Raw genomic sequence first — 12,773 nt, forward strand, 5'->3', positions numbered from 1 at the left:
CCGTGTGCTCACCGTATTACGCGACCGGGCGCACACCCGTGCCTCCGGTTTCTCCCTGTCCAACACGGACAAGAAGAACCCTCGACAACGCCCACATGGAGCATGCCCACCCTCCGGTCGCCGCCCTAGCCTGCGAGAAAAGAAGGCAAGCGTCCGAAAACACCCTCACCGGTCGGCGCGAGCGCCGACCCGCCCCCGTACGCCTCATGTCGTACACACGCACGATCACCAGGGAGCTCCCATGACCGCCCTTCCGCCGCTTCCCCAGGAGCGCCGCGTAGTCACCGCCATCCCCGGACCGAAGTCGCAGGAGCTGCAGGCTCGTCGTGTCGCCGCGGTCGCGGCGGGGGTGGGGTCGGTGTTGCCGGTGTTCGCCGCGCGCGCGGGCGGCGGCATCATCGAGGACGTCGACGGCAACCGGCTCATCGACTTCGGCTCGGGCATCGCCGTGACGAGCGTCGGCGCGAGCGCCGAGGCCGTCGTCCGCCGTGCCACCGCCCAGCTCCAGGACTTCACGCACACCTGTTTCATGGTCACGCCGTACGAGGGCTACGTGGCGGTCGCCGAGGCCCTCGCCGAGCTGACCCCGGGCGACCACGCCAAGAAGTCCGCGCTGTTCAACAGCGGCGCCGAGGCCGTCGAGAACGCCGTGAAGATCGCCCGCTCGTACACCAGGCGGCAGGCCGTGGTCGTGTTCGACCACGGCTACCACGGCCGCACCAACCTCACGATGGCGCTGACCGCGAAGAACATGCCGTACAAGCACGGCTTCGGCCCGTTCGCGCCCGAGGTGTACCGCGTGCCGGTGGCGTACGGCTACCGCTGGCCGACCGGCCCGGAGAACGCGGGCCCCGAGGCCGCCGCACAGGCCATCGACCAGATCACCAAGCAGGTCGGCCCGGAGAACGTGGCCGCGATCATCATCGAGCCGGTGCTAGGCGAGGGCGGCTTCATCGAGCCGGCCAAGGGCTTCCTGCCGGCCGTCCGGCAGTTCGCCTCCGACCATGGCATCGTCTTCGTCGCCGACGAGATCCAGTCCGGTTTCTGCCGCACCGGCCAGTGGTTCGCCTGCGAGGACGAGGGCATCGTCCCGGACCTGATCACCACGGCCAAGGGCATCGCCGGCGGCCTCCCGCTCGCCGCCGTGACCGGGCGCGCGGAGATGATGGACGCGGCCCACGCGGGTGGCCTGGGCGGCACCTACGGCGGCAACCCCGTCGCCTGCGCGGGCGCCCTCGGCTCCATCGAGACGATGAAGGAGCTCGACCTCAACAGCAAGGCGAAGGCGATCGAGGCGACCATGAAGGCGCGCCTCACCGCCATGGCCGAGAAGTTCGACGTCATCGGCGACATCCGCGGCCGCGGCGCCATGATCGCCATCGAACTGGTCAAGGACCGCACGACGAAGGAGCCGAACCCGGAGGCGACCGCCGCGCTGGCGAAGGCCTGCCACCAGGAAGGCCTGCTGGTCCTGACCTGTGGCACCTATGGCAACGTCCTGCGCTTCCTGCCGCCGCTCGTCATCGGCGAGGACCTCCTCGACGAGGGCCTCGACATCATCGAGCAGGCGTTCACCCGCGTCTGAGTGCCCACTTTCGCGGGTCGCTCGCATACGGAACCTCCCATCAGCCTCCGACGTCCCACGCTTCCCGGAACCGGAATCCGACCCCGGATTCCGGTCCCTGTGGACAAGCGTCAGAGGGCGTGAAGAAGGTGTGCAAGGTGCATGGCGGGTCGCGATTCCACCTGTCGTCACCGCATTCCCTGCCGTAGGTTCTGATGCAGATGAGAGATACACCCCGCCCACAGGGGACTGTGGGTGACACCGGGTCGGGGCCTCCCCAGCTTCGCCCTGGTCGTGCCCTCGCGCACACACCCGGAGCTTCCGGCTCCGGATCTCCTCACCGATCGGATGGCCGCCCGCCCCAAACCCCCCGGGGCGTGCGGCACACCGATCCGGTCGGCCGCCCCCGAACCACCCCCCCTGTTCGGGGGTGGCCGACCACCCCCTCCGGCCGCCGTGCCGCTCTCCTCCTTCTCGGCCTCCCGGCCCTCCTCTTCGCGCTGATCACCTGGCAGATCCTCGCGCGCGGACCGCTGGCCCGCGCGGACGAACGCCTCAGCGACTCCCTCGTGCACCGGGGCGCCCCCACCCAGTTCCTCGCCGACCTCGGCAACATCACGGTCGCCGTCCCGGTCCTCGCCCTCGTACTGCTGTATGTCGCGCGGCGTGCGCGTGCCACCGGTAGGGACCACTGGTGGCGGCCGGCCGCCGCGGCGGCGCTCCTCATGGCCGCCGTACCGCTCTGGGTGATCCCGTTGAAGGAGCTCATCGCCCGGTCGGGCCCGCCGATCATGGGCCCGGGCACGGGTTTCTACCCCTCCGGCCACACCGCGACCGCCTCCATCGCTTACGGCGCCGCCGTCCTGCTTCTGCTGCCCTGGCTGCGCGGCGCCCTCGCGCGCCGCGCGGCCGTCGTCGTCGCGGTCGCCCTGAACATGGGCGTCGCCTTCGGCCTGGTGCGCCAGGGCTACCACTGGCCCCTCGACGTGGCGGCGAGCTGGTGCGTGTGCGCGCTGCTGCTCTCCTCGCTGTGGTTCCGGATGCGTCGCCCTGCCAGGTGACGTCCTCGGACGTTCTGCCGGGTGACATCCTCGGACGTTGTGCCGGATGGCCTGCTCGGACGTTCTGCCGGGTGACTTCCGCGTCGGCCGCACGGGCGGCCGACGAGAGCGCGGCGCGGCCGGGGGACGGCCGCCGTCACGACGTGTGGCTGTCAGCCCCGGCTACCGGTCCTCGTCCCTCGCCAGGCTCGCCGCCGCCTCGTGCATGGCCAGTTCGAGCAGTGCCGGGTCGGTGAGGGTGCCGCTGCCGTCCGGCGGGACCAGCCAGCGGACGCCACCGGTCTGCCGGCCCGGGTACGGCACCACGATCCAGGTGCCGTGACCCGCGCTGCGCACACCCGTGCCGAGCCATCCGGACGCCGTGCCCGGCGGCACGAAGAAACCCATGCGGTCGTCGCCGAAGTCGACGAGCACGGGTCCGGGTTGGTCGATGATGCGGATCAGGATGTCGAGCGTGGGGTAGCCGAGTTCGCCCGGCAGGATCAGCACGTCCCAGGCCCTGCCCGCCGGAAGCAGGGCGACCCCCAAGGGGTTGCGCTCCCACTCCCAGCGGCAGGCCTCGGGATCCGGTGATACGGATGCCAGCCACTCGACCGCCGTCTTGGCCCCAGTCATGACAGGGACCTTCCTCTCTGTAGAGCTCCTTCGGACGCGGTTTGCGTCAGGAGCACAGACAGAGGTTCCGGCCGGGCATTACGCGGGTTCCGGGAACTTGTTGGTGGTGAAGAGAGGCACAGCGGTTGAGCAGGGCGTACGCCGTGCGATCACGAGTGCGCCCGCACGCCCTCACTCCACACGCCCGCACGCCGCACGCCCTCAGCTGTCGAAGCCCAACCCCAGCCGGTCCATCGCCTTCAGCCACAGATTGCGGCGGCCGGCGTGGGAGTCGGCGCGGGCCAGGGACCACTTGGTGAGGGCGATGCCGGTCCACGCGAACGGCTCCGGGGGGAACGGCAGCGGCTTCTTGCGGACCATCTCCAGTTCCGTGCGCTCCGTGCGCTCCCCCGCGAGCAGGTCGAGCATGACGTCCGCGCCGAACCGGGTCGCGCCCACTCCCAGCCCCGTATAGCCGGCCGCGTACGCGACCTTGCCGTGGTGGGCCGTGCCGAAGAACGCCGAGAAGCGGGAGCAGGTGTCGATCGCGCCGCCCCAGGCGTGGGTGAAGCGGACGCCCTCCAACTGCGGGAAGCAGGTGAAGAAGTGCCCGGCGAGCTTGGCGTACGTCTCCGGCCGGTCGTCGTACTCGGCGCGCACCCGGCCGCCGTACGGGTAGACGGCGTCGTAGCCGCCCCAGAGGATCCGGTTGTCGGCGCTGAGCCGGAAGTAGTGGAACTGGTTCGCCGAGTCCCCGAGCCCCTGCCGGTTCTTCCAGCCGATCGAGGCGAGTTGGCCGGCGGTCAGCGGCTCCGTCATCAGCGCGTAGTCATAGACGGGGACGGTGTACGCGCGGACGCGTCTGACCAGGCTGGGGAAGATGTTCGTGCCGAGCGCCACCTGGCGGGTGCGGATGTGGCCGTAGGGGGTGCGGACGGCCATGCCGGCGCCGTACGCCTTCAGGGTCAGCGCGGGGGTGTGCTCGTGGATGCGGACGCCGAGGTTCAGGCAGGCCCGCTTCAGGCCCCAGGCGAGTTTGGCGGGGTGCAGCATGGCGACGCCCCGGCGGTCGTGCAGGCCCGCCTGGAAGGTGGGGGAGGCGACCTGGTCGCGGACGGCGTCGGCGTCCAGGAACTCGATGCCGTCGGCGAGGCCTTTGCGGGTGATCTCGTCGTACCAGTCGCGCAGTTCCCAGGCCTGGTACGTCTCGGTCGCGACGTCGATCTCGCCGGTGCGTTCGAAGTCGCAGTCCAGGCCGTGACGGGCCACCGCCACCTCGATCTCGTCGAGGTTGCGGGCGCCCAGCTCCTGGAGCTTGTGGATCTCGTCGGGCCAGCGGGCGAGGCCGTTGGCCAGGCCGTGGGTGAGCGAGGCGGCGCAGAAGCCGCCGTTGCGGCCGGAGGCGGCCCAGCCCACCTCACGGCCCTCCAGCAGGACGACATCCCGTCGCGGGTCCCGCTCCTTGGCGATGAGCGCGGTCCACAGTCCGCTGTAGCCGCCGCCGACGACCAGCAGATCGCAGGTCTCGGCGCCGGTGAGCGCGGGCTCGGGGCGGGGCTTGCCGTGGTCCTCGAGCCAGTACGGGACCGGCTGTGCGTCGGAAAGAGACTTTGTCCAACGGTTCATGGCGCTCGGGGCCATGATTTCAACTCCCTACAGAGTCAACAGGGGATTATGCCTTTTGCTTCTTCCGGCGGTTTCCGATGACCATTCCGGCCACCACGAACAGTACGGCGACCAGGAACATGGCCGTACCGATGACATTGATCTGGACGGGCGTGCCGCGCTGTGCCGAACCCCAGACGAACATGGGGAAGGTGACGGTCGAGCCCGCGTTGAAATTGGTGATGATGAAATCGTCGAAGGAGAGCGCGAAGGCGAGCAGCGCGCCCGCCGCGATGCCCGGGGCGGCGATGGGCAGGGTGACCCGGGCGAAGGTCTGGACGGGACCGGCGTACAGATCCCGCGCGGCCTCCTCCAGCTTCGGGTCCATCGACATCACGCGCGCCTTGACGGCGACGACGACGAAGCTGAGGCAGAACATGATGTGGGCGATCAGGATCGTCCAGAATCCCAACTGTGCACCCAGATTGAGGAACAGGGTGAGCAGCGAGGCGGCCATCACGACTTCGGGCATCGCCATCGGGAGGAAGATCAGCGAGTTGACCGCGCCCCGCGCGCGGAAGCGGTACCGCACCAGCGCGAAGGCGATCATCGTGCCGAGGACGGTCGCGCCGAGGGTCGCCCAGGCGGCCAGCTGGAGGCTGAGCGCGAGCGAGCCGCACAGGTCGGCGACGCCGCACGGGTCGGTCCACGCGGCCGTGGAGAGTTCCTGCCACTCGTAGTTGAAGCGGCCCTTCGGCTGGTTGAAGGAGAAGACCGTGACGACGACATTCGGCAGCAGCAGATAACCGAGCGTCAGAAGTCCCGCGATGACCACGAGACGGCGCTTGAGCCAGGTGACGCTCGTGCCAGATTTACGACTCCGTCGTGTGTCCATTTAAACCAGTTCCTCCGTCCCGGACCTACGGATGTAGACCGTGACCATGAGGAGGATCGCGGCCATGAGGATGAACGAAAGGGCCGCCGCCGTCGGATAGTCGAGAATCCGCAGGAACTGGCTCTGGATGACGTTTCCGATCATCTGAGTGTTGGTGGAGCCGAGCAGTTCGGCGTTCACGTAGTCGCCGCTCGCCGGGATGAACGTCAGCAGCGTCCCGGAGACGACACCCGGCATGGACAGCGGGAAGGTGACCTTGCGGAAGGTGGTGAACGGCTTCGCGTACAGGTCCCCGGCCGCCTCGTGCAGCCGCCCGTCGATCCGTTCGAGCGAGGTGTAGAGCGGCAGGATCATGAAGGGCAGGAAGTTATACGTGAGGCCGCAGACCACCGCGAGCGGGGTGGCCAGCACGCGGTCCCCGGCCGTGAGGCCGAGCCAGCTGGTGACATCCAGGACGTGCAGGGCGTCGAGAGCGCCGACGACCGGGCCGCTGTCCGACAGGATCGTCTTCCAGGCGAGGGTGCGGATCAGGAAGCTGGTGAAGAACGGGGCGATCACCAGGATCAGGATCAGAGTGCGCCAGCGTCCCGCGCGGAACGCGATCAGGTACGCCAGCGGATAGCCCAGCAACAGGCACAGGACCGTCGCCGAGCCGGCGTAGAGCACCGAGCGCAGGAACTGCGGGTAGTACTCGGACAGCGCGTCCCAGTAGGTAGCGAAGTGCCAGGTGACCTGGTAGCCCTCCTCCAGGGAGCCCGTCTGCACGGACGTGGAGGCCTGGTAGACCATCGGCATCGCGAAGAAGACCAGCAGCCAGACGAGACCGGGCGCGAGCAGCAGATACGGCGTCCAGCGGCCCCGCTTGCGGGGCGGCTTCGCGGTGGTCGGGACGGGAGCGAGGGGCGGTGGCGCCTCGGCTTCGGTGAGGGTCGACATCAGACGGCCGCCGCTTCTTCGACGCCCGCGGAGCCCGCTGTCCCTGCGAGCAGGGACTGGTCGGCATCCAGGCCGAAGGTGTGGGCCGGGCTCCAGTGCAGGACGACGTCGGCGCCGGGGACGAGCCGGGCGTCGCGGTCGATGTTCTGGACGTACACCTCGAACTCGGGGCAGACCGAGCTGCCGATCACGTACTGCGTGGAGACGCCGATGAAACTGGTCGCGGCGATCCTGCCGGTGATGCGGTTGCGGCCGACCGGGATCTCCCCGGCGTCGTCCGCGTGCGTGAGGGTGATCTTCTCCGGGCGGACCCCGACGAGGACCTTGCCGCCGGTCCGGGTGGGCGCGCCGCAGCGCGCCTCGGGCAGGACCAGCTTGCCGTCGCCCGCCGTCAGCACGATCTCGCCGCCGTGCCTGGAGTCGACCTCGGCCTCTATCAGGTTGGAGGTGCCGAGGAAGTTGGCGACGAAGGTGGTCTGCGGGTTCTCGTACAGGTCGGCGGGTGAGCCGAGTTGCTCGACGCGGCCGGCGTTCATCACGGCGACCGTGTCGGCCATGGTCATGGCCTCCTCCTGGTCGTGCGTGACATGGATGAAGGTGATGCCGACCTCGGTCTGGATGCGCTTCAGCTCCAGTTGCATCTGGCGGCGCAGCTTGAGGTCGAGGGCGCCGAGGGGCTCGTCGAGGAGGAGGACCTTGGGATGGTTGATCAGCGCGCGGGCCACGGCGACGCGCTGCTGCTGGCCGCCGGAGAGCTGGTGCGGCTTCTTGCGCGCCTGCTCGCCGAGCTGGACCAGCTCCAGCATCTCCTCGACCTGCTTCTTCACGCCCTTGATGCCGCGTCGGCGCAGACCGAAGGCGACGTTCTCGAAGATGTCGAGGTGCGGGAAGAGGGCGTACGACTGGAAGACCGTGTTCACCGGCCGCTTGTACGGGGGCAGGTTCGTCACGTCCTGGTCGCCGAGCGAGACGCTTCCGCAGGAAGGTTCCTCCAGGCCGGCGATCATGCGCAGGGTGGTGGTCTTGCCGCAGCCGGAGGCGCCCAGAAGGGCGAAGAAGGAACCTTCCGGCACGGTCAGGTCGAGCGGGTGGACGGCCGTGAAGGAGCCGTAGGTCTTGCCTATGCCGGAGAGGCGGACGTCACCGCTGCCGTTGTCTGTGGTCTTCATCGTCCTGCTCACGCCCCTGTCAGCTTCGCGAACTTCTCTTCGTACGCCGTCTCTTCCCGCTGGCTGAGGGAGCGGAAGGCGCGGGACTTGGCTGCCATGGCGGCGTCGGGAATGATCAGCGGGTTGTCCGCCGCGTCCTCGTCGATCTTGGCCAGCTCCGCCTTCACACCGTCGACGGGGCACACGTAGTTGATGTACGCGGCGAGTTCGGCGGCCGGCTTCGGCTCGTAGTAGTAGTCGATGAGCCGTTCGGCGTTGGTCTTGTGCCGGGCCCTGTTCGGGATCAGCAGGTTGTCCGTCGAGGTCATGTAGCCGCTGTCGGGGATGACGAAGTCGACGTCCGGGCTGTCGAGCTTGAGCTGGACCACGTCACCGGCCCAGGCGATACAGGCCGCGAAGTCGCCCTTGCTGAGGTCCGAGATGTACTCGTTGCCGGTGAAGCGGCGGATCTGGCCCTGGTCGACGGCCTTCTGCAGCCGGGCGATCGCCGCGTCGTAGTCGTCGTCGGTGAACTTCGCCGGGTCCTTGCCCATGTCCAGCAGCGTCATCCCGACGCTGTCGCGCATCTCGGAGAGGAAGCCGATCCGGCCCTTGAGCTTGGGGTTGTCGAGCATGTCGGAGACCGACTTCACCTCCTCGCCGTCGAGGGCCTTCTTGTTGTAGGCGATGACGGTGGAGATGCCGGTCCAGGGGTACGAGTGCGCGCGTCCCGGGTCCCAGTCGGGGTCGCGGAACTGCTGGGAGAGGTTCACGAAGGCGTGCGGCAGGTTGGACGCGTCCAGTTTCTGGACCCACCCGAAGCGGATCAGCCGGGCCGCGAGCCAGTCCGTGACGCAGATCAGGTCGCGCCCGGTGTCCTGACCGGCGGCGAGCTGCGGCTTGATCTTGCCGAAGAACTCGACGTTGTCGTTGATGTCCTCGGTGTACTTGACCTTGATGCCGGTGCGCGCGGTGAACCGGTCCAGGCTGGGGTGGTGCTTGCCGCTGTCGTCGACGTCCATGTACTCGGTCCAGTTGGAGAAGTTGATCTCCTTCTCCTTGGCCGAGTGGTCCTCGGACGAGACGCCCGCGGTGTTCTTCGCCGCGGGGATGCCGCAGGCGCTCAGCGCCCCGAGCCCGCCGATCGCGAGTGCGCCGCCGGTTCCGGCGCGCAGCAGCGAACGGCGGCTGAGTGCGGCCCTGCCGTTCCTGAGGCTGCGCCGCACGGCGGCCACCTGGGCCGGGGACAGGCGGTCGGGCTCGTACTGCTCCATGCGCGTGATGCCCTTTCGGAGGGGCCCTTTCGGGAGGGTGGGCGGAGACCGGCCGGGGGTCGGGCGGCGGGTCCCCGGCTGGCTAGCGGTCCCCGAAGATCGTGCGGTGCCAGTCCTTCCTGGCGACCGCCGTATTGTCGAACATGACATGCTTGATCTGGGTGTACTCCTCGAACGAGTACGCGGACATGTCCTTGCCGAAGCCGGACGCCTTGTGTCCGCCGTGCGGCATCTCGCTGATGATCGGGATGTGGTCGTTGATCCACACGCATCCGGCCTTGATCTCCCGCGTGGCACGGCCCGCCCGGTACACGTCCCGGCTCCAGGCGGAGGCGGCGAGCCCGTACGGAGTGTCGTTGGCCAGCCGGATGCCCTCGTCGTCGCTGTCGAAGGGCAGGACCACGAGCACCGGGCCGAAGATCTCCGACTGGACGATCTCGCTGTCCTGGGCGGCGTCCGCGACGAGCGTGGGCCGGTAGTAGGCGCCGTTCCGCAGCTCTCCCCGGGGCGCCTCGCCACCGGTGACCACGCGCGCGTACGCGCGTGCCCGCTCGACGAACCCGGCGACACGGTCACGCTGGACGTGCGAGATCAGCGGCCCGAGATCGGTGCTCGGGGCGAAGGGGTCGCCCAGCCGGACGGTCTCCATGAGGGCGGCCGTCCTCGCGACGAACTCCTCGTAGAGGGGCCGCTGCACGTAGGCGCGCGTGGCGGCCGTGCAGTCCTGGCCGGTGTTGATGAGGGCGCCCGCGACCGCGCCGTTGACGGCGGCCTCCAGGTCGGCGTCGTCGAAGACGACGAAGGGGGCCTTGCCGCCCAGTTCCAGATGGATGCGCTTGACGGTGGCCGTCGCGATCTCGGCCACGCGCTTCCCCACAGCCGTGGACCCGGTGAAGGAGGTCATCGCCACGTCGGGATGCCCGACGAGGTGCTCGCCGGCCTCCTTGCCGGTGCCGGTGACGATGTTGATCACGCCGTCGGGGATGCCCGCGTCGGTGGCGGCCTGTGCGAAGAGCAGCGAGGTGAGCGGGGTCGGCTCGGCGGGCTTCAGGACGATCGTGTTGCCCGCGGCGATCGCCGGGAGGATCTTCCAGGCAGCCATCTGGAGCGGGTAGTTCCAGGGCGCGATGGAACCGACCACGCCGATGGGCTCGCGGCGGACGTACGAGGTGTGGTCGCCGGAGTACTCGCCGGCCGACTGGCCCTGGAGATGGCGGGCGGCGCCCGCGAAGAACGCGGTGTTGTCGATGGTGCCCGGCACGTCGAACTCGCGCGTCAGCTTGAGCGGCTTCCCGCACTGCAGGGACTCGGCCCGCGCGAACTCCTCCGCCCGCTCGGCCAGGACCGCGGCGAAGCGGTGCAGCGCGTCGGAGCGCTCGCCGGGCGTGGTGGCGGCCCAGCCGGGGAACGCCTCGCGGGCGGCGGCGACGGCCGCGTCCACATCGTCCGTACCGGCCAGGTCGTATGTGAAGACCTGGTCGCCGGTCGCGGGGTCGACGACCGTGTGGGTGTGCCCCGATGTGCCCTTGGTCAGGCGGCCGGCGATGTACTGCGCGCCGTCCGCGAAGCGTTCCTGTGCGGGGAATCGGTCCGGGGTGGCGGTGCCCGGGTTCTCCATGTCGCTCTCCTCCGCCGGTGCCCTCTCCGTCCCCGAGGGCAGGTGGCGTAGCTCCAGCTCGATTTGAGTGCCGATCCTGACAGAGCAATGCGGCACCAACAAGTGATTCCGTTGTTGCCTTTTGGTTACGCGACGGAATCTGTCGAGCACGTGTCCAGTGAGGGAGCAGTGGGAGGGGAAAATCGGGGACGGATTGTCAGTGGTGGCTGCCAGACTCGTCGGCATGGAGAAGATCGATTCTTGGGACACGCTCACCGGAGCGGTCCGCGCGGGGGCAAGGGTCAAGTACCTGCACTTCTGGGGCCACCGGCCACAGGCCGACGGCCAGATCGGCGCGAGCTGTCTCAGCCAGTGGTGGCCGTCGCCGTTCACGGTGGACGGAGTGGAGTACGCGACGGCCGAGCACTGGATGATGGCGTCGAAGGCCCGGCTGTTCGGGGACGCGGAGGCGGAGCGCAGGGCCGTCGCGGCGTCGAGCCCCGCGCAGGCCAAGAAGATCGGACGGCTCGTACGCGGCTTCGACGACGCCATATGGGAGCGGGAGCGCTTCGGAATCGTCGTCGAGGGCAGCTTTCACAAGTTCGCCGCCCACCCCGACCTGCGGACGTTCCTCCTGGGCACGGGGAACCGCGTGCTCGTCGAGGCCAGCCCCCTCGACCGCGTGTGGGGCATCGGCCTCGCGGCGGACGACGAGCGCGCCATGGACCCCGCCCACTGGCGGGGCCCCAACCTGCTGGGCTTCGCGCTGATGGCGGCCCGGGAGCGGCTGCTGAGCGGGGTCGACGCCTGAGCGCTCCGCCGGCAGTGCCGCGCTGTGCCGTGGGTCGTCTGCGGCACCGTCGTGGCTGGTCGCGCCCCGCGGCGGAGCCGCAATGTGAGACAGCCCGCGCCCCTTCAGGGCGCTGCCGAACCGCAGTGGACTTCGCCGGACCTGCCTAGCGGACGTGGGGCGAGGACACGTCGGCGGCGGGGGCGGCGTCGGCGTCCCCGGGCGGTAGCACCAGGGACAGGGACGTGGAGTAGCTGTCGTCGAAGGGGTCGGGGTCCGAGTCGTAGTCGCTGCTGCCCGGCGCCACGATGATGAGGACGATGAAGCCGATGCCCAGCAGGATGCCGGCCACTCCGCAGATGATCCCGGCCAGCGCGTGCCCCGGGTTCGTCGCCTCTCCCCGGCGCGCCTTGACCCGGCCTATGCATCCGAAGATCACGGCCATGACCCCGAGCAGAATCGCCAGCGGCCACAGACAGAAGAGCACGGCTGCGCAGATCCCGAGCACCATCGCCGCGATCCCCATGCCGTTGCTCGGCGGCGGCGCCATGGCGGACCAGGCGTAGCCGGGGGCGGGGCCGGGATAGCCGACGCCGGGGTGGGCGTGGGCGCCCGGGTACGCCGGGTACTGGGGATAGCCGTACGGGACCTGCCCGGGGCCTTCGGGGCTGATGGGCGGGGGTGGGACCGCAGCGCCGGGGGCTCCGGGGGCGGGTGCGGCGAAGGGGGCGCCGGCTGCGGGCGGCGGGAAGGACGCGTGGGGCCCGTGGGGCGCGGGCGGCGGGAAGGACGCGTGGGGCGGCGGCGGGGCGAAGGGATTGGGGGCGGGGGTGGAGGACATGGCGGGCTGCGGGCCGCCCGGGGGTGCGAAGCCGCCGGGGCCGGCCCAGGGCTGCGAGGCCGCGGGGGCCTGCGAAGGCGTCGGCACGCCTGTGCCGGGCGGCACCGGGGCGCTCGTGCCCACATCCTGCATGGACACGACCGTCAGCTGGTCGTGCGCCGAGGCCGGGGGCGGAGCGGGGCTCGGCGCCGGGGTGTCGGCGGGCTTGTCCAGCGCGACCTTCGGGGCGGGAACCGCGACCTTCGGGGCGGGAACCGCGTCCTCGGGCTGCGAGCCGGCGTCCGGCGCGGCCGGCAGAGGAACGCCGTCGGCCACGGTCGGTACTACCGCCCCCTCGGTCAGGGTCGGCAGCGCGGCACCATCAGCCACCGTCGGCGGGGTCGGGGTGCGGTCCTGCGGGGGTGCCCACGGGTCCGGCTGCGAGTCGGACGGTGTCTCCGGAGTCGGTGCCTCATCGGACGACATACG

11 protein-coding genes are annotated in these 12,773 nt (G+C 70.0%); 3 read left to right on the forward strand and 8 right to left on the reverse strand.

Going from position 1 to position 12,773, the window contains the following annotated elements; genetic code table 11:
* Positions 1 to 241 precede the first annotated feature (241 nt).
* Together gabT and JIX56_RS11975 are read left to right on the forward strand one after the other, a co-directional pair.
* Positions 242 to 1,585: a 4-aminobutyrate--2-oxoglutarate transaminase gene (gene gabT, locus JIX56_RS11970; protein WP_257540023.1), complete on the forward strand. Its 1,344-nt coding sequence runs from the start codon at positions 242 to 244 to the stop codon at positions 1,583 to 1,585.
* A 356-nt stretch (positions 1,586 to 1,941) separates the two neighbouring features.
* Complete coding sequence (locus tag JIX56_RS11975) at positions 1,942 to 2,625, forward strand: phosphatase PAP2 family protein (RefSeq protein ID WP_257540024.1); 684 nt, start codon at positions 1,942 to 1,944, stop codon at positions 2,623 to 2,625.
* Positions 2,626 to 2,787: 162 nt separating this feature from the next.
* Here the strand turns inward: JIX56_RS11975 and JIX56_RS11980 are convergent, their stop codons facing one another.
* From JIX56_RS11980 to JIX56_RS12010, 7 genes are all read right to left on the reverse strand, one after another.
* The gene (locus JIX56_RS11980) at positions 2,788 to 3,240 is read right to left on the reverse strand and encodes a bifunctional DNA primase/polymerase (protein WP_257540026.1); all 453 of its coding nucleotides are present in this window, start codon (positions 3,238 to 3,240) and stop codon (positions 2,788 to 2,790) included.
* A gap of 201 nt (positions 3,241 to 3,441) precedes the next feature.
* Positions 3,442 to 4,860, reverse strand: a complete 1,419-nt coding sequence (locus JIX56_RS11985) for an NAD(P)/FAD-dependent oxidoreductase (RefSeq protein WP_257540028.1) — start codon at positions 4,858 to 4,860, stop codon at positions 3,442 to 3,444.
* Between the two features lie 31 nt (positions 4,861 to 4,891).
* Positions 4,892 to 5,719 (reverse strand): ABC transporter permease, encoded by an 828-nt coding sequence (locus tag JIX56_RS11990; protein ID WP_257540030.1) that lies wholly within the window; start codon positions 5,717 to 5,719, stop codon positions 4,892 to 4,894.
* Positions 5,720 to 6,655, reverse strand: a complete 936-nt coding sequence (locus tag JIX56_RS11995; RefSeq protein WP_257540032.1) for an ABC transporter permease — start codon at positions 6,653 to 6,655, stop codon at positions 5,720 to 5,722.
* Positions 6,655 to 7,824: an ABC transporter ATP-binding protein gene (locus JIX56_RS12000; RefSeq protein WP_257540034.1), complete on the reverse strand. Its 1,170-nt coding sequence runs from the start codon at positions 7,822 to 7,824 to the stop codon at positions 6,655 to 6,657. The genes JIX56_RS11995 and JIX56_RS12000 overlap by 1 nt, the downstream gene beginning before the upstream one ends.
* A gap of 8 nt (positions 7,825 to 7,832) precedes the next feature.
* A complete protein-coding gene (locus tag JIX56_RS12005) occupies positions 7,833 to 9,077 on the reverse strand; it encodes a polyamine ABC transporter substrate-binding protein (RefSeq protein ID WP_257540036.1) in 1,245 nt (414 codons plus the stop codon).
* Between the two features lie 82 nt (positions 9,078 to 9,159).
* Positions 9,160 to 10,695: a gamma-aminobutyraldehyde dehydrogenase gene (locus JIX56_RS12010; protein WP_257540038.1), complete on the reverse strand. Its 1,536-nt coding sequence runs from the start codon at positions 10,693 to 10,695 to the stop codon at positions 9,160 to 9,162.
* A 223-nt stretch (positions 10,696 to 10,918) separates the two neighbouring features.
* Between JIX56_RS12010 and JIX56_RS12015 the strand changes: the two genes are divergently transcribed.
* Positions 10,919 to 11,485 (forward strand): NADAR family protein, encoded by a 567-nt coding sequence (locus JIX56_RS12015; protein WP_257550822.1) that lies wholly within the window; start codon positions 10,919 to 10,921, stop codon positions 11,483 to 11,485.
* 145 nt (positions 11,486 to 11,630) lie between these two features.
* On the opposite strand, the gene JIX56_RS47635 is transcribed toward JIX56_RS12015, so the two are convergent.
* The gene (locus tag JIX56_RS47635; protein WP_306819844.1) at positions 11,631 to 12,770 is read right to left on the reverse strand and encodes a DUF4190 domain-containing protein; all 1,140 of its coding nucleotides are present in this window, start codon (positions 12,768 to 12,770) and stop codon (positions 11,631 to 11,633) included.
* Positions 12,771 to 12,773: the final 3 nt, after the last annotated feature.

The sequence above is a fragment of the Streptomyces sp. CA-210063 genome, from assembly GCF_024612015.1.
In the GTDB taxonomy this organism is placed as follows: Bacteria; Actinomycetota; Actinomycetes; order Streptomycetales; family Streptomycetaceae; genus Streptomyces.